Here is a 23,597-nt window from a genome sequence, read left to right as displayed (position 1 = left end):
TGTTCGAATAAAGATCGAATTCTTTTTAAATAACAATATGTTATTAATTATTAATCAATTTTTAAATGCCAGCTTCGCTTAACGCATTTTGCGCTTTTTCGCAGACTTCTTGAATGCTTAAATCCGTTGTATCTATGATTAAAGCGTCTTCAGCTGGCACCAATGGAGAGGATGAACGAGTACGATCACGTTCGTCTCTTTCCATGATGTCTTGAGTAATTCGCGCAATGTTAGCACTAACCCCTTGATTTTTCAACTGGTTAACACGTCTTTTTGCTCTTTCTTCAGCTGAAGCGGTTAAAAACAGCTTAACATTCGCATTTGGGAACACGACTGTTCCCATATCTCGGCCATCAGCAACCAATCCAGGCGCTTGTGCAAAGTCTTTTTGACGCTTAAGAAGTGATGTTCTCACCTCTGGAATTGCAGCCACTTTTGATGCGATAGCAGCCACCTCTTCTGTGCGAATTGTAGAAGTAACATCTTCTCCATCATAGATAACACTGGTTGCTTTAAATTCAACAGGAAGTACTTCCGCTAAGTTAACCAAATTATCAACGTCTGCAAGGTCAATACCAGCTTTAGAAACGCCATAAGCCAAGGCTCGGTAAATTGCTCCGCTATCTAAAAGATGAAATCCAGTTTTACAACACAGCCATTGCGCTAAAGTACCCTTTCCGACACCACTAGGCCCATCAATTGCGATAATTGGGGATGACATTATCCATTCTCCTTAATGACGCTAACCGTCATGCCAATCTGATTTACTAGGTCAACAAAGGTTGGGAAAGATGTGTTTACATTGGCACAGTCATCAATCAGAACGTCATCTACGGCATTTAAGCCTGCAATTGTCATGGCCATGGAAATTCTATGGTCATGATGACTTTCAATTACTGTAGATTGCGGCTTTTGCACACCACCATTAATAATCATGCCGTCAGGGGTTGGCTGAGCATCAACACCAACAGCTTTAAGGGCGTCTGCCATGACCTGAATACGGTCAGACTCTTTAACTCTAAGCTCTTCAGCTCCAGTCAAAACAGTTTTTCCTTCAGCTGCTGAAGCTGCCACAAATAGAACAGGAAATTCATCTATCGCCAAAGGAACCAAGTTTTCTGGAATCTTAACTCCCTTCAATTTAGAAGACTTTACATGAATGTCTGCGACAGGTTCCCCGCCAACAATTGATTCATTTTCAAGTGTTATATCTGCACCCATCAACTTTAAAATATCAATCACACCTGTTCTTGTAGGATTGATGCCAACATGCTCAATGACTAAATCAGCTTCTGGTGCAATGGAGGCTGCTACCATAAAAAAAGCTGCCGATGATATATCAGATGGTACATCAATATCCATTGCCTTTAAGCTTCCACCACCAACAAGCGTCACTTGCGTCTGCATACCATCAAGCTTTGTACTTTCGACTTGATAGCCAAATCCTTGTAGCATTCGTTCTGTATGGTCTCGCGTAGGCGCAGGCTCGACAACTTTCGTTTCACCATCAGCATAAAGCCCTGCCAGCAATACACAAGACTTAACCTGAGCACTCGCCATTGGCAATGTGTAATCAATTGATTTTAAACCTGAAACCGTTGGTTTTATATTTAGCGGCGGCATACCACCATCTGCAGTATAAATATCCGCTCCCATCTGTCTAAGAGGGTCTGTTACACGTTTCATAGGACGCTTAGAAAGAGAGGCATCACCTATTAAAGTACATTCAAAATTTTGGCCAGCCAAGATACCAGCCATTAAGCGCATCGCTGTACCAGAATTGCCCATATCCAAAGGGTTTAAAGGCTTTTTTAGCCCTCTTAGGCCTACTCCGTGAATAGTTACCTTACCTTCGTTAGGACCTTCTATCTGAACGCCCATATCTTTAAACGCTTGTAAAGTAGCTAGACTATCATCACCCTCTAGAAAACCTGTGACATGTGTCGTACCTTCGGCAATAGAGCCAAGCATAATGCTTCGGTGAGAAACTGACTTGTCTCCAGGAACACGAATCCTTCCTTTAAGAGTGCCACCCGGCTTTACATTAAACTGTACATTTTTAGACATTTTTAAAACCTTAAACTTGAAATTCTGATGTTGAGTAATCTTTTTTACTCAAAGCGTATCTTTGACGATATGCTTGTCGCGTGCAGTTTTTGCATTATGAAACAAATTAAATAGTGCATCCGACTCTTTGTTTTCGATTAAACCAACTAGGTTGTCAATTTCAGCCTGATAATTTCTCAACCACTTAACAATCGCAGAAGCGTTATTCATTGATATGTCACGCCACATGGTCGCATCACTTGAAGCAATACGGGTAAAATCTCTAAAACCTCCCGCTGTGTACTGAAACACATTGCCAAGCTCTTCATGTTCATTAAGCAGATCAACCAAACTAAACGCTAAAAGGTGTGGAAGGTGGCTGGTTGCCGCAAACACTTCATCGTGAAAGTCAGGTGCCATTTCCGTAATACAAGCACCAAGGCTTTCCCATAGCTTTCTAACTTCCGATAACGCATCAACCGAGGTTTCTTTTGTTGGTGCTAAAACGACTCTATGATCAACAAACAAATCAACACAAGCTGCTTCAACGCCACTTTTTTCTTTTCCTGCTATTGGATGTCCTGCAACGAAGCTTGGTAAGACTTCTCCAAACACCTCTTTAACCGCGTTAATAACACTCATCTTGGCGCTACCAACATCTGTAATAATTGTAGAAGGCTTGATACAAGGCTCAATATCTCTTAAAACTTGTGCCATTGACCCCAAAGGAACAGCCAACAAAATAAGGTCTGCGCTCTTTACGGCTTGAGATAAAGTAGTTTCGTAACGGTCAATAACGTTAAGTTCAACCGCCTTATCCATACTTTCAATACTAGGGTCATAGCCAGTAATTTCATAGCGGTCGCCCGACCCTTTTGCCTTTAATCCTTTTGCAAAAGAACCGCCAATTAAACCGACACCAACAACCGTAATTTTTTTTATATTCATCGCACTTATTTCATTAATGACGTAACAACATTAATAAAATGCTGATTTTCTGTTGAACTACCGATAGATACACGCAGATATTCCGCCATATCATATCCACCCATAGGCCGCACAATTACACCCTTTTCGAGCAAAGCCTTATTCACTTCTTCAGTTTTGTCGCCAAAAGAAACACAAATAAAGTTACCGTAAGATGGAATGTAATCCAGTTTCAACTTCTCGAATACCGCTAAAAATTGAGCCATTCCTTGTCGATTAAACTCAATCGTTTTCTTCACAAAATTTTGGTCTTTAATGGCGGCAACGGCTGCAATTTGCGCATAATGATTAACATTGAATGGCGCGCGTAAGCGATTGATATAACTAATTAACTCTTTATTTCCAACCATATAACCCAGGCGCAGTGAAGCGAGCCCGTAAGCTTTTGAAAAGGTTCTGGAAACTAACAGGTTTGGATACTCGTCTATATAATCCAATCCGTTCGCATATTCAGAATTATCTACATATTCATAGTAGGCTTCATCCAAAACCACAATAACATTAGACGGCACTTTAGAGATAAACACATCCCACTCTTCTTTTGTAAACAATGTGCCTGTTGGGTTGTTAGGATTCGCTAAGTAAACGATTTTTGTTTTAGGGGTAATCGCAGCTAACATGGCTGGCAAATCATGACTCCAACCCTTAGCAGGCACTTCAACGCCTGTCGCACCTACTATTTGTGCACTAATACCATAAATCGCAAAAGCATATTGAGAGTAAACAATCTCATCACCTTCAGCAGCAAAAATCCTAGCAACCAACTCTAATAACTCATTTGAACCATTACCGAATGCAACTTCATCAATTTCACGACCCAGGAATTTAGCCATTTCCAGGTTTAGATAATAAGCACTACCGTCTGGGTATCTGGCGATATCAACCAACTGATCGCGAATAGCTTGAAGCACTTTTGGACTAGCTCCCAACGGATTTTCATTGGATGCTAATTTGGAAATACGAGAAAGGTTGAATTCACGCTGAAGTTCAGAAATAGGTTTTCCTGGAACGTAAGGTTGAATACCAGAAATTTGGGGTTGTATCTGTTTTTCAAAAGATTTAGTCATGTGCGTCAAACAACTGTCAATTAAAAGGAGAAGTTGGGAAAGAACCTAGCAGTTTAAAATATGAAGTCTTTTGTTTTACTTCATCAATAGCCTCTGAAACAGATGCATTATCCTTGTGACCAAGAATATCAATAAAGAACAAATAGTCCCACTTGGTATCTGTTGATGGAACCGAAATAATTCTCGTCATAGAAATTTGTCGGCCAGCGAAACTAGACAGTACATCCAATAAGGCGCCAGCCTTATTGGGCATGGAAACTATCATTGCAGTTTTATCATCACCACTTGCTTCGGTTGCTTCTGATCCAACGGCCCAAAACTTGGTCGTATTTTCATGGCTATCTTCAATATGAGATTCCAATACACGTAAACCATATAGCTGCGCAGCTTGCTCTGAAGCAATTGCACCTAACGTATTGTCTTGTGTTGCCATTTGAGCAGCCAAAGCATTTGAAGCGACTGCCTCAATCTCAACCCACGGCATATTATTTTTTAACCATTGCTCACATTGTCCAAGCGCTTGGGCGTGAGCAACAACTTTTTTAATACTTTCAAGATTATCACTTTGCGACATCATGCAATGATGAATGACTAGGTCAATTTCACCAGTCACCTTAAGAGAAGTTTTCATTAAGGCTTGCTGAGTTTGTTTAACAGCCCCTTCAGATGAATTTTCAACAGGAACCAAACCATAATTGGCTTCGCCTCTTTCAACGACATTGAACACTTCTTCGATAGAAGAGACAGCTAAGGTATGGGCAGATGTACCAAACTGCTTAATGACACTTGCATGAGAGTAACTTCCTTCAGGCCCCAAGTAAGCAATTTTAACTGGCTGTTCTAGTGCCAAGCAAACAGACATAATCTCGCGAAATAAGCGCATCATGTCATCGTCAGAAATTAAACTTTTGTTGCGTTCTTTTACTGCGCGTAACACTTGAGCCTCACGCTCAGGACGATAAAACACAACCTCAACTTTACCGCCTTGCGTTTTTGCATGTGCAACTTGTTGAGCACATTCAGCACGCCTTGCAATCAAAGTTTGAATTTCCGCATCAATCGAGTCAATTTCATTGCGGATTTCGAGTAATTTTTCCTTTTCTGCCTGTGAAATATTCATAAATCTATTAACAATTGCCTAAGCGTATTTTTGTTCAAAAGCTTTCATGAAAGCGACCAATGCATCAATTCCTTCCTCTGGCATAGCATTGTAAATGCTTGCTCTCATGCCGCCATAGACTTTATGTCCTTTAAGGCTCAATAGGCCCGCAGCCTTTGACTCTTCCAAAAATGCCGCATCCAAGTCAGTATTTTTAAGCTTAAAGGTAACATTCATCCAAGAACGGACAGAAGGTTCTATTTCGTTGTAGTAAAAATCAGATGCATCAATCAAATCATAAAGTTTGCTGGCCTTACGTTTGTTGATTTCAGCTATTTTTTCAACGCCACCCTTCTCTTTAATCCATTCAAACACCAAGCTTGCTAAGTACCATGCATAGGTAGAAGGAGTATTGAACATGGATTCATTATCATTGTAAGTTTGCCAGTTCATCAGTGTTGGCGTATCAGGTCGAGCATGACCAATCAAATCTTCACGAACAATTACAATCGCCAAGCCTGCAGGGCCGATATTCTTTTGTGCGCCGGCATAGATCACACCATAATCTTCAACCCGAATAGGACGAGAAAGAATGGTAGAAGAAAAATCCGAAACAATGATTTTATCGGTTTTCGGTAAATTCTGAAATTCAACGCCAGTAATAGTTTCATTTTGGCAAATATGAATATATTTAGCATCGGGACTGAAATTCATCTCAGCATAATCCGGAATAGATGTTTCAGATGTAGAAACTACATTCACATTCACATAACGAGAAGCTTCTTTGATCGCTTTAGTTGACCAAACACCCGTATTGACATAATCAACCGTGTCATTCTCATTCGAAAGATTCATTGGAATTGAAGCAAACTGAAGTGATGCCCCACCATGCACAAACAAAACTTTGTAATTATCCGGGATATGCATAATATCTCGTAAATCACGTTCCGTTTTATGAGCAAGCGCCATAAACTCTTTACTTCGATGACTAACTTCCATCACCGACATGCCTGTATTTTGCCAGTCCAAAAACTCGGCTTGTGCTTTACGCATCACTTCTTCAGGCATCATTGCTGGGCCAGCACTAAAATTAAATGCTCTCATTTTTTCTTGTTCGTCCTATAAAAAATCTGAAAATCAAAACGTACAAAGTGTTGAGTTAAAGTATTCAGATACCTAATTAAAAACAGGTGCGTAAGAAAACTTCTTAAGCACCTGTCTGTTAGGTTTTATTGTTATTCGCTTTCAGGTGTATCGGTAGCTTCAGTCTGCACATCACTTGCTGATGTAAGCTCTTCTGTTTCCAGACCTTCTTCATCAATCAATTCTTCTTTAACATCAACCACAGCTAGGCCAACAACAAGTTCACCCTTACCTACATTGATAAGCTTGACACCTTGAGTATTACGACCGACAACGGAAATTTCTGAAACACGTGTACGCACTAACGTACCCTTGTTAGTAATCAACACAACTTCTTGTTCCGGCGTTACAGACAATGCTGAGACCACCTTACCATTACGTTCAGATGTCTTGATTGAAATAACACCCTGCCCACCTCTATTGATGGTTGAATAATCATCAACAGGCGTACACTTACCGAAACCATTCTCGGTAGCCGTTAGAATTAATGTGTCTGGCTCAGCTACTTGCATGCTAATAACTTGCATGTCATCTTTGAGCTTCATACCACGTACACCACGTGCTTGACGCCCCATGACACGCACATCATTCTCATCGAAACGAATGGCTTTACCGATATTGCTAAACAACATAATTTCGTGTGAGCCATCAGTAAGCGCAGTACCAACCAATTCATCACCTTCAGTCAAATCAACAGCGATAATACCGTTAGCACGAGGACGAGAGAAGTCTGTCAAAGAAACACGCTTAACAACAGAGTTTTTCGTCGCCATAAAGACATACTTGTCTTCTACAAACTCAGAAACTGGCAAAATCGAAGTAATGTACTCGCCACCTTCAAGAGGGAAGACATTTACGATTGGCTTACCTTTAGAGCCTCGGCTAGCCAAAGGTAATTGCCACGTTTTCTGCCAATATAACTTACCGCGGTTAGAGAAGCACAGCAGCATATCGTGCGTACTAGCAACCAACAGTTGACCAACTTCATCATCTTCTTTCATCTGAGTCGCAGACTTACCTCGACCACCACGTTTTTGTGCCTGGTAATCAGACACAGGCTGCGTTTTGATATAACCATCTTGAGACAGCGTTACAATTCTATCTTCAACAGCAATTAGATCTTCCGCATCCAAATCTTGATAATTGTGATCAATCTCAGTACGACGTTCATCTCCGAAACTATCAATGACTTCTAGCAATTCAGTACGAACCACTTCAGTCAAACGATCAGAGTTTCTTAAAATATCTAAGAACCCTGCAATTTTTTCGACTAACTCACGATACTCAGCAATAATCTTGTCTTGCTCTAATCCTGTTAAGCGATGTAAACGCATTTCTAGGATAGCTTGCGCCTGTACTGGTGACAGTTTATAAATACCGTTTTCAGCGCCGTAACCTTCTTCTAGGTCTTCAGGGCGAACATCACTCAAATCTACCTTTTCAAGTAATTGCTCAACACTTCCTACAGGCCAATCACGCTCAAGCATACGCTCTTTTGCAAGAGCAGGGTTTGCCGAAGATTTAATCAACTCGATCATTTCATCGATATTGTTCAACGCAACGGTCAAACCTTCTAACAAATGTGCTTTTTCTCTTGCCTTGCGCAAATCGTAAATAGTACGACGCGTCACCACTTCTCTACGGTGCTTGATAAATGCATCAAGGATTTGACGAAGGTTCAACAACTTAGGTTGCCCATCAATCAAAGCAACCATATTGATACCAAACACTGTTTGCATTGCAGTTTGTTTGTACAAGTTATTGATAATAACTTCAGGCACTTCGTTTCTACGAATCTCGATTACGATGCGCATGCCGTCTTTATCAGACTCATCGCGCAATCCTGTAATCCCTTCGATTTTCTTTTCTTTAACCAACTCAGCGATACGTTCAATTAACTTCGCTTTGTTAACTTGATAAGGAATTTCATTAACAATGATAGAAGTCTTACCTGACTTATCCGTTTCAATAGCCGTTTTCGCACGAATTTGTACTCGACCACGACCCGTCTCGTAAGCTTCTCGAATCCCTTTATTGCCGTTAATAATCCCTTGCGTAGGGAAATCTGGGCCCGGCAAGTACCCCATCAAGTCATCGATAGTCAAATCAGGGTTATCAATCAATGCAACACACGCATTAACCGTTTCAGTAAGGTTGTGTGGCGGGATATTCGTCGCCATACCCACCGCAATCCCAGAAGAACCATTCACCAATAAGTTCGGGATACGCGTTGGCAATACGTTTGGTTCAAACTCAGAGCCATCATAGTTCGGCGTGAAATCAACAGTTTCTTTATCTAGGTCAGCCAGAAGTTCATGGGCGATTTTTGCCATACGCACTTCGGTATAACGCATTGCAGCAGGTGCATCACCGTCAATCGAACCGAAGTTCCCCTGACCGTCCACCAGCATATAGCGTAATGAGAAAGGTTGAGCCATACGAACAATCGTGTCGTAGACTGCTGTATCACCGTGTGGATGGTATTTACCGATCACATCACCGACGATACGTGCGGATTTTTTATATGATTTATTCCAGCCATTGCCCAGTTCGTTCATCGCATAAAGAACTCGCCTATGAACCGGTTTTAAACCGTCACGGACGTCTGGTAATGCACGCCCGATGATGACGCTCATGGCATAACTCAAGTAGGATTGCTTCATCTCATCTTCAAGTGAGATGGGAAGTATTTCTCTTGCAAAATCTGACATATAAAAAATCGTCTTTTATTGAGTTGAAATTAGCCAAAGATTATAACGAAAAAATCGCGTTTGGAGTGGGTTTTGTTACGTTTTAGTGAATTTTGTAACACAATCAATTTCTACAACCTTTCTCCGGCCTTTATTTAGTGGAAATTTTAGCTACCAATTTATGGCAAGATTACAATAAAACAGGCTTCGTTTTCAAAGTCATCTCAAAAGGCCTTAGAAGTTGTTTATAATTCAAAGCAATTAAATTCAATGTCACAACAACTATGTCCGCACATTCAAATGCTGATCTTTCAGAGCTAAACAATTTCAATCAATTTGCCCATACATGGTGGGATGAATCAGGTGAGTTTGGCGCCTTGCACACCATCAACCCTTTTCGCTTGGAATTTATCAAAACCTTTATCTCTCTAAAAGGTACACAAGCATTGGATATTGGCTGCGGCGGTGGCATTTTGTCAGAGTCTCTAGCAAAAGCTGGTGCACAAACCACTGGTATCGACTTAGCCGAAGAAGTTTTAACAATTGCCAAACTACACAGCTTGGAATCAGAGTTAAGCATTAACTACCAGTGTATTTCCGCTGAATCTCATGCAAAAGAATTTGCGGGACACTATGATGTCGTTACTTGTATGGAAATGCTTGAGCACGTGCCTGATCCTGCATCTATTATTCAAGCCGCTGCAGATTGCGTCAAACCGGGCGGCTGGGTATTCTTTTCAACACTAAACCGCAATTACAAAGCCTACTTGTTAGGCATATTTGCGGCCGAAAATATAATGAATCTGGTTCCAAAAGGTACGCATACTTATGATAAATTCATTAAGCCTGCCGAGCTAGATCAAATGGCTCGCCAAGCGGGTTTACACTTGGTTGAAGGAGCAGGTATTGATTTCAACCCTGTTCTCAACCAATACGGTCTTTCAGACAAGCTAGATGTCAATTATCTATTGGCATACCAAAAACTATAAAAAATATTTAAACTTCATTTATTTACAAGGCCTTTATGAGCATCGACTGCATTCTTTTCGATCTAGACGGTACCCTACTTGATACCTCATATGATTTTGCCTACGCATTAAACAAAACATGCAAACACTTTAACGCGCCACATTTACGTTATCAGGATATTCGCAAAACCGTTTCTCAAGGTGGTTTAGCAATGACACAGCTTGCCTTTCCTGATTTGCAAGGTGATGAACTAGAAGAAAAACGTCAGTTTTTTCTTAAAGTCTATTTCGATAATATCGATCACCATACTCGCGTTTTCCCTGGTTTAGAAAGAGGCTTAAACCTCATTAAAGAAAAGAAACTACCTTGGGGAATTGTCACCAATAAACCGGGCTGGCTAACGGAAAAACTACTTTCCAATATTGCGTTCCCTTCTACACCACTATCAGTTATTGCCGGTGACACGCTGAATGTCAGAAAACCTCACCCTGAACCGATGTATAAGGCCGCTGAAGAATGTGGCATTTCGCCAGAAAACTGTATTTATATTGGCGACCACCCTCGTGACATAGAAGCAGGCATCAATGCACAAATGAAAACAGGTGCAGCCTTATTCGGTTATTTACCAGAATCTTCAGATGACTCCGCCTGGCCGGCAGACTATTTCTTTGACACGCCATTTGAAATCAGTGAGTTCATCAATCAATTAAAGTAAACAAGGACAGCATAAGAATCATGAGCAACTATCTAATTACTGGCGCCGCACAAGGACTTGGTCGCTCGCTCGCTTTAGGTTTAGCAGGTGACAATAACAATTTGATTTTACTGGATAAAGACCTTGAAGCTTTAAATCTAATTTATGATGAACTTGTTGCTGCTGGAAACTGTGAACCCGCACTTTTCCCTATGGATTTATTAGGGGCAAATATCGATCACTACGGACAATTACAGGAAACCCTTTCCAAAGAATATGGTCATCTTGACGGTGTGTTTCTGAATGCGGTTACCTTGCCAGCCTTTACGCCCATTGAGTATTTTGACTATAAGCAATGGTATGAAGTGCTTCACACCAACCTAAATGCAAACTTTCACTTGATCCAACAATGTCTTCCTTTGTTAAAAGCCGGTGAAACACAAAGTAAGTTGGTTGCCATATTAGATCAAAGCATTGAAGACCACCCTGCTTACTATGGTGCCTATGGCGTCGCTAAAGCCGGTTTAGAACAATTGATGATTACCACAGCAGTTGAAAACCCATCGGAAACCATAGATTTCTACAATGCCAAGCTTTCACCGTTTCAATCAGCAACGCGTAGCAGACAATTCCCGAGTGAAGATCCTACTCAACTGCCAACTGCTGATACCATGGCGAATCACCTTCTACAAATCGTACTGGAAGGCTTACATGCAGAAGATATTGCCAAACTAAACGACTTGGCTTAAAACCACAAAAATCTGCCAGGCTGGGGTAAGTAGTCAACTTACCCTTTTTCATTATTTCCTCACTTTTCAAGGTGATTTTCCACCAAAAACTCTGTTATGCTTTTTAACACTTGGGTACTACTTTCTTCAGGAGGATGTTATGTCACGTTTTGCTTATATCAAGTTCTTTGACGAAATCGGGATTGAAGACATCCCACTAGTGGGCGGTAAAAATGCTTCCTTGGGAGAAATGTATCAAGCGTTGACGCCTAAAGGGGTTCCCGTTCCTAACGGTTTCGCCATTACTTCCGAAGCCTATCGCCTACTGCTGAATGAAGGACAGGTTTGGAACGAACTTCATCGCATCATCGATCCATTGGATATAACAGACGTCCGAGACTTGGCAGAACGAGGCCATCACGCCAGAGACCTCATTTACCATGCACCGCTACCCAAAGCGCTTGAGCTTGAAATCATCGAAGCTTATGAAATCCTAAAAGACCAATTTGACGAAAATATCAGTTTGGCCGTGCGAAGTTCTGCCACCGCAGAAGACTTGGTCACCGCCAGTTTTGCAGGGCAACAAGACACCTACCTAAACATTCACGGTAAAGGGTCATTACTAGATGCCTGTAAACGTTGTTTTGCCAGCTTGTTTACTGACCGAGCCATTCACTACCGTGTAGAAAAAGGCTTTGACCATTTTGATGTTGGCTTGTCTATCGGTGTGCAAAAGATGGTACGTTCTGACTTATCAGCCTCTGGGGTTATGTTCTCATTAGATACCGAAAGTGGTTTCCGTGATACCGTCTTTATTACCGGTGCCTTTGGTTTGGGTGAAAACGTCGTGCAAGGTGCTGTTGATCCAGACGAGTTTTATGTCCATAAACCGACCTATGAGCAAGGCTACCGTCATATCCTGCGCCGCCATAGAGGCTCTAAAGGCATTAAGATGGTCTATTCGCCAGACATTACCAAATCGCCTGTGCGCAATATCCCTACTTCAAAAAGCGAACAAAACTCTTTCTGTATCACCGATCAGGAAGTGTTGAAGCTGGCGGAATACGCCATCAAAATCGAGAAGCATTACAGTGACAAAGCCGGTTATCACAAACCGATGGATATGGAGTGGGCCAAAGACGGATTAGACAACACGCTCTACATCGTACAAGCGCGCCCAGAAACGGTTGCTTCACAAACCAAAGCCAACCTACTTGAAACCTATCACGTGCACAATGATGAAAAAACTCAAACGCTTGTCACAGGCCGAGCAGTTGGTAGTAAAGTCGCCTACGGCAAAGCTCATGTAATTCGTGATGCTTCTTTCATGCATGAATTCAAGCCAGGTGAAATATTGGTTTCAGACATCACCACGCCCGACTGGGAACCGGTGATGAAAATCGCTTCCGCCATTATCACCAACCGAGGTGGGCGCACCTGTCATGCAGCCATTATCGCAAGAGAATTAGGCATCCCCGCCATCGTCGGTTGTGAAGATGCCACCGAGGTGCTGGAATCCAATCCAAAAGTAACTGTTTCTTGTGCAGAAGGCGATACCGGTCACGTCTATGCCGGCAAAGTACCTTTTGACATCGAAAAGACCGATCTATCCGACTTGGGCACTCCAAAAACGGAAATGATGATCAATATCGCCAATCCCGATATGGCATTCAAAACCAGTTTTCTACCTAACCAAGGTGTCGGCTTGGCGCGTATGGAATTCATTATTAACGAATCCATCAAAGCGCACCCTCTCGCACTGTTGAATGTCGATAAAATCGAGAGTGAACAAGAGCGCAAACAGATTCAAACGCTCATTGACGGTCATGCTTCCGGCAAAGATTTCTTCCTTCATGAATTATCCGAAGGTATAGGCACCATTGCCGCAGCTTTTTATCCAAAACCCGTCGTCGTACGTATGTCCGACTTCAAGTCCAATGAATACGCCAGCCTATTGGGCGGCAGTGCATTTGAACCCAAAGAAGAAAATCCGATGATTGGTTTCCGCGGAGCTTCACGCTATATTTCGGACGAGTTTAAACCCGCATTTGAACTCGAATGCCAAGCCATCAAAACCGTGCGTGAAAAAATGGGACTGAACAATTTGATTGTCATGATTCCCTTCGTAAGACGTGTAAAAGAAGCCGAACAAGTGCTAAAAGTCATGGAGAAAAATGGCCTCAAGCGCACTGAAAACGGCCTCAAGGTTTACATGATGTGTGAGATTCCAAACAACGTTATTGAAATCGACCATTTCGCACCGCTGTTTGACGGCATTTCAATTGGGTCCAATGATTTGACGCAATTGGTCTTAGGGGTCGATAGAGATTCCGAGCTTGTTGCATTCGACTACGACGAGCGAGATCAAGGCGTTAAAACCATGATTAAATGGGCGATTGAAGGGGCGAAACGCAACGGACTTCATTCAGGCATCTGCGGTCAAGCACCATCGGATTACCCAGAGATGGCAGAGTTCATGGTTGAACTGGGCACAGACTCCATTAGTTTAAACCCTGATTCCATGCTCAAAACCACGCAAGTTATCCTTGAGCTGGAAAAGAAGTTAAATCGTTAACTCTCTGAATAAAAAGGGATTATCAAATGAGCAAAACGTTGAATCAACTACTCAAACTTTTGGCAATTGGCCTAATCCCTTTTTCATTTTCCGGTTGCCAGTCCAACCCCGTTATTCCGGCCAAAAACATTTCCTACCAATCCATATCAGACTTGGAACCCTATTGGCGCAACCGTATTCTACAGGTTGAAGCCACTGGCAAAGTGCCGATTATCGATATGGAATCCAGCATCACCAAAGACCAGATGGACGAATTCATTCCCGGCATTATTCCAGAAATAGATGAACTTGGTGTTGCCCTTATTTCCTACGATGGCTACCAGGCACCTAAAGATGGTCGCAAAGGCTATCGCTGGAGTTACTATGTCAACAGCTTGGTCAAAGCCTACCCCAACTACTTTATTCCCACTGCCAATGGCGGCAGCAACAAAAACTGGACGCAAGGTAAAAGCGGCAAGCCCAAACACTTTATCGACCAGATGGAAAAGGAAATCCAAACGGGGCAATACGCCAGCATGGGTGAGCTGGAGATTCGCCACTACCTGTCTAATGGTCAATGCCAACGAGGACGCACCGACCGTGATGTCGATATTGGTATAACCAGTGAAAACGTGCATCGTTTATTCCAACTTTCAGAACAAACGGGTGTGCCTTTTGTGATTCATTTAGAGCCGGAAGATCGGTTATTGGATGGCTTGGACAAAATGCTCTCGCAATATCCCAAGGCCAAGGTGATTTGGGCTCATTTCGGACAACTCCGCCACCCCAAACAACAAACGCGATTTAATGCCGATTATGTACGTGCCTTGTTTGAAAAGCATCCGAATATCTATTTCGACATTTCCGCAGGCGAACCCAATCGAACTTATAAATGTACCGGCTTATCCGGTGATACCGTGTTTTGGCAAAAAGACAGCTCAGGCAGACAAACCAACCAAATCCAACCAGAGTACAAAAAACTACTCACCGACTACTCTACTCGGTTTGTTTGCGGCATGGACTATGGCGGACATAGACCGGATTTACCCTTTCACATGCGAGAAAGAGTGCAGTATTTAAGAAAAGTAATGAATCAACTGCCGATTGAAGCACAAAAGAATATTGGCTATCGCAATGCTTGGAAATTAATGACTGGTAAAGGTTGGAAAATATAGAAACTGGTGATGGAATGGTTTACCCCAGCCTGGCAGTTTTTTATTCTAACGGTCGCTTATTCCCGTTTTCATCAATACAAACAAACGTGACCATCGTTGAAAAAATTTCCGAACAATCATCCTTAAACGCACTGGCAACACTCGCGGTTACTTTGTAAGTTACGGAAGTGGTTCCTGTTTTAATTTTATCGACATTGAAACGAAGAATGGTTCCCAGCTCAACGCGCTTTTTGTAGCTGACCTTATCCATACCGACTGTCACGAAACTCTTGCCGGGATAATCTAAGCGAGCACAAATATAGGCCGACTCATCAACCCATTTCAATAAAGTGCCTCCGAATAAAAAACCATAATGATTCAGATGTTCAGTAAGTACCAATTGATAATTTTGCATGCATCTTTTTCCCGAATAGTTTTACGCTTGATTAAGGGCTTTTCTAACCAAACTTGGTGCAGAGGCCAACAGTCTTTGCGTATAGTCGTGTTGCGGGTTTTGCATAACATCTTCCACTAAACCTTGCTCCACGATTTTACCAGCTTGCATCACTGCGACGTGATGCGCAATGCTGGGCACAATAGATAGGTCATGAGTGATAAACAGATAAGACATTTGGTAGGTTTGTTGCAGGTCTTTCAGCAGTGCCAACACTTGCGCGCGAACGGAAACGTCCAACGCGCTAGTCGGTTCATCACAGATAATCAATTCAGGCTCTACCGCCAAAGCGCGCGCAATACCGATACGCTGACGTTGCCCACCGGAGAATTCATGAGGATAGCGGTATTTGTGCTCCGGTAGCAAACCGACCTGTAGCAAAAGAGATTCGATGCGTTCATCCTGCCCCGCTCTGGTTGTAGGCCCTACTCGCAGACTGTTCATGCCTTCGCGAATAATCTCATTGATGGTCATACGCGGATTGAGTGCGGAAAAAGGGTCTTGGAAAATAACCTGTACTTTCTTGCGAAACGGCTTCATCGCTTTTTCAGATAAGTCGATCAGATTCGTAGCCGCATCAGCTTGATTGAGTGTGAAATTCACTTGCCCTGCGGTGGCATCAACCAGTTTTAAAATCGCCTGACCAATGGTGGTTTTGCCACTACCAGACTCACCAACCAAGGCTAAGGTTTGCCCTTTTGGAATGCTCAGGCTGACGCCATCTACCGCTTTTATATGACCGACCGTGCGTTGAAAGATGCCTTTTTTAATAGGAAAATAAACTTTTAAATCAGTAACTTGCAACAAACTTTGCACGGAGTTTTTATCTTGCTCTGCAAAAATCTCGCGCTTGGGTATGGCATCCAACAATAGCTTTTGCGTATAAGGATGTTGCGGGTTGGTGAAGAAGTGTTCTGTCTCCGCTTGCTCGACTATCTCGCCTTCTTTCATAACGGCAACATGGTCGGCAATTTCATTGACCACGCCCATATCATGCGTAATGAACAAAATAGCTAACCCACGGTCATCACGGATTTTTTTCAGTAGATTCAATACTTGCGCTTGAATGGTGACATCCAATGCGGTGGTCGGCTCATCGGCAATCAACAAATCCGGTTCACAGGCCAATGCCATGGCTATCATCACGCGTTGTTTCTGTCCACCGGACAATTGATGTGGATACCAATCATAACGGTCTTCTGGCTCTGGAATGCCGACTTCGTTAAACAAACTCACCACCTTGTTTCTGGCGGCTTTTCGGTTTAACCCTAGGTGAATCTTGAGCACTTCGGCAACTTGATCACCAACTTTCATTACCGGGTTAAGGGAGGTCATGGGTTCTTGGAATATCATGGCGACTTGTCTGCCGCGCACTTTTTGCATTTGATATTCCGGCAAACTAAACAGGTCTTGATGGTTTAGATGGATACTGCCGGAAGAAACCTGTAAAGCTTCTGGCAACAAGCGCATAATTGCCAAGGAGGTTAAGGATTTACCACTCCCCGACTCGCCCACTAGCGCGAAAATCTCACCCGCAGTAATCTCGAAGCTGACATTGGAAATCAAGCTCTGTTGGTTCTTATCCAACACGACACATAGGTTTTCAACTTGTAATACGGGCTTGCTTGAATTCATTTCTTCTAAACTCATCATTTAAAATTTGGCTATTAGTTATTCGCTTCTCGTGGGTTTAACACGGTTTGCACTCTGTCTGAAAACAGGTTTGCCGCGAGTACCAGAATAAACATAAACACAAAGGCAGAAAACAGCGACCACCATACCATAGGGTCTCTTGCCATCTCTAAACGTGCTTGGTTAATCATGTTCCCCCAGCTGTTCATGGTCGGGTCAACCCCGACTCCAACATAGGACAATACCGCCTCAGCCAGCACCAGACTACTAAAATCCAATACGACCGATATTAATACAATATGCATGACATTTGGCAAAATATGTCGCGAAATGACTTTGGCTCGGCTCACGCCAAACGCGCGTGCAGCAACGACAAATTCCATTTGGCTGATTTTTAAGGTTTCGGCACGCAGTAAACGACACAGACCTGTCCAACTGGTGACACCCAATATCAGAACCAAAAACAAGAGTCGTAAATCTGCACGCTCGGCTGTAGAGTTCATCCAGCTTGGATGATTGTTAATCATCACTTGCATAACGAGCACCGCGGCGGCAATCAACAATACACCGGGAATGGAGTTTAGCGTGGTGTAAATGTATTGAATGACATCATCCACCCAGCCTCTAAACAACCCGGCTGTAATACCGAGCGTTAGGGCAATGGGCAACATAACCAACGTGGTGAGCACACCAATCAACACACCGGTGCGGATACTCTTGAGCGTTTCGTAAAAAACATCAATACCGACTTTGTCTGTACCCAATACATGAAAAGAAAAACTCAGCACAAACAGCCATGCCATGATGATAGTAATCAGTGTAATAGTGAAATAAGCAGTGCGCCAAGGCAGCTTGGTTTGCTTTTGCCAGACGGCCACAACCATATCCTTAAAGCTTGATTGCTGGCGGCTTGCCAAATAAAGGCAATGAGCACAGATAAGCACGGCACTAATGACCAAGCCCAAACCAAACCCTTTTACTGACTGAAGCATGATAGAGGCTTGCGCATGAATATGTTGCAGGGGCAAATACACCTGCTCTACTTCGCCACTAGCCGATAACTTGGTGGATTTATTAAACTCGGTTAACGCAAAAGGCGCGGAGTAAGTACGCTCGGTTGCGGCAATCAGATGTGATAATAAAATATCCAAAAAACTGCCAGGCTGGGTATTGGCACCTGCAATATGGATTTGCACGGAATCCAGTAGTGCTATCGTAAAATAAACCATCAGAACGATTGCGGCAATCATCGCGGTATTGGATTCAAATACACGATGCCATTGCGCTTTGACCTGAGCGGATCGACCAACGATTTTTGCCCAAATCACAATACAGGCAAGCAGCCCCCAGATCATAATATCTGTCCAGAAGAAGGAAATAGAGATGCCGCCAAACAAAGGAATCATCCGTTCAACCTCACTCTTGGATCAAAGAAGGTATAGGAGATATCGGTTAAAATCAGGCCGACGATATAAAGCACAGAACCCAAAAACACCATGGCTTTAACGATGCCGAAATCTTGTGAGTTAATGGCGTCAATGGTATAGCTACCCAACCCAGGAATACCAAAGAAGGATTCCATAATCAGACTCCCCATAAACAGGGTAGGAATCACGACCACCACGCCTGTCAGAATAGGCAATAAACCATTTTGCAATACGTGTTTGAACAGCACGGCAATTTCCGACAAGCCTTTCGCCTTGGCGGTACGCACGTAGTCTTTATTGATCTCTTCCAGAAACAAGCTACGATACCAGCGCACACCAGCGCCCATACCGGCTACAACACCAATCAAAATAGGCAGGATAACGAACTTAATGCCTTCCAACCCTGTGGCATAACCGGAGATAGGCACCCAATGCAGCATTTTGCTGAACAACACCTGGCCGGCAATAATATAGAAAAGCCCTGAAATAGACATAATCGCCACCGCGATAACCATGGTTGCGGAATCCAGAACAGAGCCTCTAAACAATACAATCAACAATGCCAAGGCGATATTGGTAATCAAACCAACTACAAAGGTTGGTAAAGCAATAGACAAACTCGGCACCATGCGTTGCAGAATATCACTGGAAATTTGCCGCCCAGCATCCGACTCACCGAAATCGAACATGAATAGCTTTAAGGATTCTTGAGTAAACAAGGTATCTGAAATCTTACTCAGTCCATCTGCCTTGTCATTGAAGAATAAAGGTTTGTCATAACCGTGGCTGACTTTCCAAGCTTGAATCAACGATGGTGTATTTTGTTTGGCGCCAAGTTGTGCTCGTGCCATATCATCAGGTGTATTCACCATAAAAAACAGCGCAAAGGTAATGAGGTTAACCCCAATCAGAATTGGGATGGCAAACAGCAAACGGCGAACAATATAAGCCAACATTAGTTTTGCTCCCCTTCAGTTTTTGCCGAAATCTTTTGTTGCTGACGCGAGCGATAAGCTTTGCGCAAAGGATAAATTGAACCTACTACAACTAGCAAAACTAAAATAAATGGCCAAATCACTGGACGATTCCATGCTTGTTGCTCTTGATAACGTTTAAGGCTATCGATACGCTTGTATTTCAGGGTATTGTTCGCCAATGGGTTTGCCCAAGCGTTTTGATACCAATCGTGATAAAGCACCAGCGTTTTAGGATTAAAGCCCCATACCCAGGGGGCGTCTTTTTGTAGTTTTCGAACCATTTTATGGATTAAGGCTAAACGCTCCGGTGAGTTTGGCAGGGTTTTAATCTTATTGAACCAATCGTTGTATTGTGGGTCATCATAGTTCGCACCATTCACACCCTGCCCATTGGTATGAATGGGCGCATTGACACCAGCTAACAAAAAGAGGAAATTCTCCGCATCGGGGTAATCTGCATTCCAACCCCAAGAGAACATTTGCACCTTGGATTCACGCACCTTATCTTGAAAGCGGTTGTAGTCCGTAGCGCGTACCGAAAGCTGAATGCCCAATTTGGCGAACTGCTTGCGATACCAGTTCAACATGGCTTTACTGTCTGGCCCAGTGGCAGCGGTATCATAGTTAAGCACTAAAGGTGTGCCGTCGGGTTTACGACCGTTTGGATAACCTGCTTCAGCCAGAAGTTTTTTGGCATAGGTAATGGATTTCCGCTTAGGCTGACCATTCACCCAATCATAGACATAAGGGTCTATCCCCTCTTTTCCTGATTGATGCCCTGCAACACCAGGCGGGATTGGGCTTTGTGCAACCAAACCACGGCCGTTTAGAAAAATGGAAATATAGTCTTCCATATTGATTGCGATACTAATAGCTTGTCTGAGCTTGCGCTGCTTTTCGCTATAACCACCCACAACGGGATCAACCATATTGAATGCAAAATAGAAAACGGTTGGTTCTACTTGATTTAGAAAGTGAATCCCTTTATTTTTCATCTCTTGTGTCAGCGCCATGGAACCATTAGCGCCTACGGATATGGCTTGATCAAAACTGTCCGAAGAGACACCGGAGGCATCATAATAGCCCTGTAAAAACTTATTCCACAAAGGCACGCTTTCCTTTTCTAAAGTGAAGACCACTTCTTTAATGAAAGGTAACGCTTTGCCTGCATCTTTTAACAACGAGTGTGGAGCAGTTTTAGGCAAGCCTTTCGAGGGATAAACTTCGTGATCAAAATTCGGATTCTTCAACAACCGCATACGTTTGTTGGGATTGTTTTCCACCAGCATATAAGGCCCTGTCCCGACAGGAAATGTATCTAACGAAATATTCTTCTGTTTTAAAACTTTTTGGTGATAAAACTGCACAGCTTCCCAAGGCACTGGCGCAAAGAAATTCATGCTCATCCAATATAGAAATTGTGGATACAAGCCTTTGATTCTAATTGTGAATTTTGTATCAGAAACGACTTTAACACCGGATATATTTAAATAACGAAATTCAAAATTCGGATTGGTTGCCACTTGCTTAGATGCCTTGTCGGAATAGTCTTTTAGCCCGACGATATATTGCTCCATAGTGCCCAAAATAGGCGAATGATTTTGTGTGATTGCCATTCGTTGAATGGCATAAACATAGTCTACAGCGGTCAGTTTACGCGTGTCTTGCAGTTTGAAATCACTCGGGCTTTGAATGTTTTTTAGGTCTTCAGTTTTAAGGTGTCCATAAACCAACTTTCCTGAAGCATCCTTTACAAATGCAGGATGTGGCTGGAAAAAGATCTCCGGCTTTAATTCAAAGCTGTATTCCGTATAGGCCAGCCTGGCAGATTTTTCGGGAACGGGATGCCCTGCTTTATCTAAATACGAAACATCGGGCATTTTAAGCAAGGTTAAGGGTTCCAAGGTATAAGGGCGTTTAAAATACTGATATTGCAGAGGCGGTTCGTAAACCTGACTGATAATCGACCATTCATTAGCATTGTAGGAAACAACTGGGTCTAAATGCTTCGGGGGCGATGAAAAGGAAGTATATAAAATATTTTGCTTGGTTTGATCAGTGGGATAAGGACTATTCCACATTGAGTTTTTACAGCTACTTAGCCCCATTATCACTAACGCGAATACAATCGTGTGTTTTAGCAAAATACCGCCCTAACCTTCCATGCTAGACAAAACATTTTCTATTATAGCGCTACGAACCATTTACACCAGAAACATTCGTCGTTAGGGTTTAGCGACAAACTTATGCGACAGAATCATTTACGTTATAATGACTGAAATTTCCCACGTAACAAAACTAAAAAGCAAAACTAAAACTTAACAAGGAGTTGAAATGGGCTTCCTAGCAGGTAAAAAAGCACTTATTGTCGGCGTAGCCAACAACAAATCTATTGCTTATGGTATCGCCAAGCAAATGCATGAGCAAGGTGCTGAAATTGCGTTAACCTATCAAACTGAAAAATTAAAAAGTCGTGTCGAAAAAATCGCTGAAGAGCTAGGTTGTAAAATTGTCCTACCTTTAGACGTGACTTCTGACGAGCAAATTGACAGCGTTTTTTCTGAATTGAAAAAATCTTGGGATGGTCTGGACGTATTGGTTCACTCTGTTGCTTTCGCACCACGTGAAGAACTAGAAGGTCGCATGATCGATGCTTCAACTCGTGATGGCTTCTCTGTTGCACATGACATCTCTGCTTACAGCTTAACTGCTCTAACAAAAGCTGGATACGATATGTTAAAAGCGAATAATGGTTCTGTTATGACCGTTTCTTACTTGGGCGCAGAACGTGCGGTTCCTAACTATAACGTTATGGGAATTGCTAAAGCTTCATTAGAAGCGACTGTACGCTATTTAGCCGCTGACCTAGGGCAAGATGGTATTCGTGTAAATGCGGTCTCTGCTGGCCCTATTCGTACTCTTGCTGCATCTGGTATCAAAGATTTCCGTACCATGCTAGACAAGGCTGCTGCTGCAACACCATTACGTCGTAATGTAACCATTGAAGAAGTTGGAAATACAGCGGCATTCCTATGCTCTGATTTAGCATCAGGCATTACAGGTGAGATCACTTATGTTGATGGCGGATACAATATCGCTTCATCAAACTAATAAACATATCGATCACGTCTACAGAATCCCCTTCACTGGGGATTTTTTATACCCAAAATAAGGTATAAACCAGCAAACATCAGTTATCTCATTACGAGATTAGAATGGAAGCGTATTAAAAAGGAAAATATAAGAAAGAAAAATGGCGGAGTGGACGGGATTCGAACCCGCGACCCCCTGCGTGACAGGCAGGTATTCTAACCAGCTGAACTACCACTCCGTATAGGGTACAAAAATAATGGTGGGTGATACTGGGCTCGAACCAGTGACCCTCGCCTTGTAAGGGCGATGCTCTCCCAACTGAGCTAATCACCCGAATTAAGAAATAATTCGTGTTATAAAATGGCGGAGTGGACGGGATTCGAACCCGCGACCCCCTGCGTGACAGGCAGGTATTCTAACCAGCTGAACTACCACTCCGTAATCAAAATTGGTGGGTGATACTGGGCTCGAACCAGTGACCCTCGCCTTGTAAGGGCGATGCTCTCCCAACTGAGCTAATCACCCAACTTTGACTTTATATATAACCGATTAAGTGGCAGAAATTTAGCAAATTATGCTGCCCCTTAACTGATGGGCGTATTATAAAGACTCGGCAACCATTGTCAAACCAATTTCATCATTTTTTACTATTTTATGCCTAGGGCTTATGTAAATGATTGATATGCCTTGAAAGCCCCCTGTCAAGCAGACCATCAAGAAACTTATAAATACACCGCAAGGGATAAACAACCGTCTATCTTCGGCTGTTTCCTAACTTAATGAAGCACTGAAATATGCATTCTTTCACCTAGACAGTTGGTTAAAAGAAGAAGGAAACAAAAAAATTGAATAACACTTACTGTTAGAAATTCTTTTATATCAA

18 protein-coding genes and 4 tRNA genes are annotated in these 23,597 nt (G+C 42.7%); 6 read left to right on the top strand and 16 right to left on the bottom strand.

Annotated features, from left to right (window positions below):
- Nucleotides 1-61: 61 nt before the first annotated feature.
- From cmk to gyrA, 7 genes are all read right to left on the bottom strand, one after another.
- Nucleotides 62-721: a (d)CMP kinase gene (gene cmk, locus N745_RS0105270; RefSeq protein WP_038070630.1), complete on the bottom strand. Its 660-nt coding sequence runs from the start codon at nt 719-721 to the stop codon at nt 62-64.
- Nucleotides 721-2,067: a 3-phosphoshikimate 1-carboxyvinyltransferase gene (aroA, locus tag N745_RS0105265; RefSeq protein ID WP_024851084.1), complete on the bottom strand. Its 1,347-nt coding sequence runs from the start codon at nt 2,065-2,067 to the stop codon at nt 721-723. Before aroA ends, cmk begins: the two co-directional genes overlap by 1 nt.
- Before the next feature lie 48 nt (nt 2,068-2,115).
- Nucleotides 2,116-2,994 carry a prephenate dehydrogenase gene (locus N745_RS0105260; RefSeq protein ID WP_024851083.1) on the bottom strand — a complete coding sequence of 293 codons (879 nt, stop codon included), beginning with the start codon at nt 2,992-2,994 and terminating at the stop codon, nt 2,116-2,118.
- A 5-nt stretch (nt 2,995-2,999) separates the two neighbouring features.
- On the bottom strand, nt 3,000-4,100 hold the full coding sequence (hisC, locus tag N745_RS0105255) for a histidinol-phosphate transaminase (RefSeq protein WP_024851082.1): 1,101 nt from the start codon (nt 4,098-4,100) through the stop codon (nt 3,000-3,002).
- A gap of 16 nt (nt 4,101-4,116) precedes the next feature.
- On the bottom strand, nt 4,117-5,220 hold the full coding sequence (gene pheA, locus N745_RS0105250) for a prephenate dehydratase (RefSeq protein ID WP_038070629.1): 1,104 nt from the start codon (nt 5,218-5,220) through the stop codon (nt 4,117-4,119).
- Between the two features lie 18 nt (nt 5,221-5,238).
- On the bottom strand, nt 5,239-6,303 hold the full coding sequence (gene serC / locus N745_RS0105245) for a 3-phosphoserine/phosphohydroxythreonine transaminase (protein WP_024851080.1): 1,065 nt from the start codon (nt 6,301-6,303) through the stop codon (nt 5,239-5,241).
- Between the two features lie 131 nt (nt 6,304-6,434).
- On the bottom strand, nt 6,435-9,053 hold the full coding sequence (gyrA, locus tag N745_RS0105240) for a DNA gyrase subunit A (RefSeq protein WP_024851079.1): 2,619 nt from the start codon (nt 9,051-9,053) through the stop codon (nt 6,435-6,437).
- 263 nt (nt 9,054-9,316) lie between these two features.
- Between gyrA and ubiG the strand changes: the two genes are divergently transcribed.
- From ubiG to N745_RS0105215, 5 genes are all read left to right on the top strand, one after another.
- On the top strand, nt 9,317-10,021 hold the full coding sequence (gene ubiG, locus N745_RS0105235; RefSeq protein WP_024851078.1) for a bifunctional 2-polyprenyl-6-hydroxyphenol methylase/3-demethylubiquinol 3-O-methyltransferase UbiG: 705 nt from the start codon (nt 9,317-9,319) through the stop codon (nt 10,019-10,021).
- 35 nt (nt 10,022-10,056) lie between these two features.
- Nucleotides 10,057-10,716, top strand: coding sequence for an HAD family hydrolase (locus tag N745_RS0105230; protein WP_024851077.1), 660 nt, complete (start codon nt 10,057-10,059; stop codon nt 10,714-10,716).
- Between the two features lie 20 nt (nt 10,717-10,736).
- Complete coding sequence (locus N745_RS0105225) at nt 10,737-11,444, top strand: SDR family NAD(P)-dependent oxidoreductase (RefSeq protein ID WP_024851076.1); 708 nt, start codon at nt 10,737-10,739, stop codon at nt 11,442-11,444.
- A 139-nt stretch (nt 11,445-11,583) separates the two neighbouring features.
- Nucleotides 11,584-13,998 carry a phosphoenolpyruvate synthase gene (gene ppsA / locus N745_RS0105220; protein ID WP_024851075.1) on the top strand — a complete coding sequence of 805 codons (2,415 nt, stop codon included), beginning with the start codon at nt 11,584-11,586 and terminating at the stop codon, nt 13,996-13,998.
- A gap of 26 nt (nt 13,999-14,024) precedes the next feature.
- The gene (locus N745_RS0105215; protein WP_024851074.1) at nt 14,025-15,152 is read left to right on the top strand and encodes an amidohydrolase family protein; all 1,128 of its coding nucleotides are present in this window, start codon (nt 14,025-14,027) and stop codon (nt 15,150-15,152) included.
- Nucleotides 15,153-15,192: 40 nt separating this feature from the next.
- On the opposite strand, the gene N745_RS0105210 is transcribed toward N745_RS0105215, so the two are convergent.
- The 5 genes from N745_RS0105210 to N745_RS0105190 are packed head-to-tail and all read right to left on the bottom strand — an operon-like array spanning nt 15,193 to nt 21,702.
- Nucleotides 15,193-15,546: an acyl-CoA thioesterase gene (locus tag N745_RS0105210; RefSeq protein WP_024851073.1), complete on the bottom strand. Its 354-nt coding sequence runs from the start codon at nt 15,544-15,546 to the stop codon at nt 15,193-15,195.
- Nucleotides 15,547-15,567: 21 nt separating this feature from the next.
- Nucleotides 15,568-17,238 carry an ABC transporter ATP-binding protein gene (locus tag N745_RS0105205; protein WP_051453378.1) on the bottom strand — a complete coding sequence of 557 codons (1,671 nt, stop codon included), beginning with the start codon at nt 17,236-17,238 and terminating at the stop codon, nt 15,568-15,570.
- A 14-nt stretch (nt 17,239-17,252) separates the two neighbouring features.
- Entirely contained in the window at nt 17,253-18,623 is a 1,371-nt protein-coding gene (locus N745_RS0105200) for an ABC transporter permease (RefSeq protein ID WP_038070627.1), read from the bottom strand.
- A complete protein-coding gene (locus N745_RS0105195) occupies nt 18,620-19,600 on the bottom strand; it encodes an ABC transporter permease (RefSeq protein ID WP_024851070.1) in 981 nt (326 codons plus the stop codon). The genes N745_RS0105200 and N745_RS0105195 overlap by 4 nt, the downstream gene beginning before the upstream one ends.
- On the bottom strand, nt 19,600-21,702 hold the full coding sequence (locus tag N745_RS0105190) for an ABC transporter substrate-binding protein (RefSeq protein ID WP_024851069.1): 2,103 nt from the start codon (nt 21,700-21,702) through the stop codon (nt 19,600-19,602). Before N745_RS0105190 ends, N745_RS0105195 begins: the two co-directional genes overlap by 1 nt.
- Nucleotides 21,703-21,955: 253 nt before the next feature.
- Between N745_RS0105190 and N745_RS0105185 the strand changes: the two genes are divergently transcribed.
- Nucleotides 21,956-22,732: an enoyl-ACP reductase FabI gene (locus N745_RS0105185; protein ID WP_024851068.1), complete on the top strand. Its 777-nt coding sequence runs from the start codon at nt 21,956-21,958 to the stop codon at nt 22,730-22,732.
- Nucleotides 22,733-22,875: 143 nt separating this feature from the next.
- On the opposite strand, the gene N745_RS0105180 is transcribed toward N745_RS0105185, so the two are convergent.
- The 4 genes from N745_RS0105180 to N745_RS0105165 all read right to left on the bottom strand — a co-directional run bounded on the left by N745_RS0105180 (nt 22,876) and on the right by N745_RS0105165 (nt 23,239).
- A tRNA-Asp gene (locus N745_RS0105180) sits at nt 22,876-22,952 on the bottom strand.
- A 19-nt stretch (nt 22,953-22,971) separates the two neighbouring features.
- Nucleotides 22,972-23,047, bottom strand: a tRNA-Val gene (locus N745_RS0105175).
- A 28-nt stretch (nt 23,048-23,075) separates the two neighbouring features.
- Nucleotides 23,076-23,152, bottom strand: a tRNA-Asp gene (locus N745_RS0105170).
- Nucleotides 23,153-23,163: 11 nt separating this feature from the next.
- Nucleotides 23,164-23,239, bottom strand: a tRNA-Val gene (locus N745_RS0105165).
- Nucleotides 23,240-23,597 lie beyond the last annotated feature (358 nt).

This window comes from Hydrogenovibrio kuenenii DSM 12350 (assembly GCF_000526715.1).
GTDB classification, from domain to species: domain Bacteria; phylum Pseudomonadota; class Gammaproteobacteria; order Thiomicrospirales; family Thiomicrospiraceae; genus Hydrogenovibrio; species Hydrogenovibrio kuenenii.
This window is presented reverse-complemented; position numbering and strand designations above follow the sequence as displayed.

Coding starts and splice junctions, on each gene's coding strand:
- N745_RS0105185 (WP_024851068.1), top strand. CDS start 21,956: ATGGGCTTCCTAGCAGGTAAAAAAGCACTTATTGTCGGCGTAGCCAAC.
- N745_RS0105210 (WP_024851073.1), bottom strand. CDS start 15,546: ATGCAAAATTATCAATTGGTACTTACTGAACATCTGAATCATTATGGT.
- cmk (WP_038070630.1), bottom strand. CDS start 721: ATGTCATCCCCAATTATCGCAATTGATGGGCCTAGTGGTGTCGGAAAG.
- hisC (WP_024851082.1), bottom strand. CDS start 4,100: ATGACTAAATCTTTTGAAAAACAGATACAACCCCAAATTTCTGGTATT.
- serC (WP_024851080.1), bottom strand. CDS start 6,303: ATGAGAGCATTTAATTTTAGTGCTGGCCCAGCAATGATGCCTGAAGAA.
- N745_RS0105230 (WP_024851077.1), top strand. CDS start 10,057: ATGAGCATCGACTGCATTCTTTTCGATCTAGACGGTACCCTACTTGAT.
- pheA (WP_038070629.1), bottom strand. CDS start 5,220: ATGAATATTTCACAGGCAGAAAAGGAAAAATTACTCGAAATCCGCAAT.
- N745_RS0105215 (WP_024851074.1), top strand. CDS start 14,025: ATGAGCAAAACGTTGAATCAACTACTCAAACTTTTGGCAATTGGCCTA.
- N745_RS0105225 (WP_024851076.1), top strand. CDS start 10,737: ATGAGCAACTATCTAATTACTGGCGCCGCACAAGGACTTGGTCGCTCG.
- gyrA (WP_024851079.1), bottom strand. CDS start 9,053: ATGTCAGATTTTGCAAGAGAAATACTTCCCATCTCACTTGAAGATGAG.
- N745_RS0105205 (WP_051453378.1), bottom strand. CDS start 17,238: ATGATGAGTTTAGAAGAAATGAATTCAAGCAAGCCCGTATTACAAGTT.
- N745_RS0105200 (WP_038070627.1), bottom strand. CDS start 18,623: ATGATTCCTTTGTTTGGCGGCATCTCTATTTCCTTCTTCTGGACAGAT.
- ubiG (WP_024851078.1), top strand. CDS start 9,317: ATGTCCGCACATTCAAATGCTGATCTTTCAGAGCTAAACAATTTCAAT.
- ppsA (WP_024851075.1), top strand. CDS start 11,584: ATGTCACGTTTTGCTTATATCAAGTTCTTTGACGAAATCGGGATTGAA.
- N745_RS0105195 (WP_024851070.1), bottom strand. CDS start 19,600: ATGTTGGCTTATATTGTTCGCCGTTTGCTGTTTGCCATCCCAATTCTG.
- aroA (WP_024851084.1), bottom strand. CDS start 2,067: ATGTCTAAAAATGTACAGTTTAATGTAAAGCCGGGTGGCACTCTTAAA.
- N745_RS0105190 (WP_024851069.1), bottom strand. CDS start 21,702: ATGTGGAATAGTCCTTATCCCACTGATCAAACCAAGCAAAATATTTTA.
- N745_RS0105260 (WP_024851083.1), bottom strand. CDS start 2,994: ATGAATATAAAAAAAATTACGGTTGTTGGTGTCGGTTTAATTGGCGGT.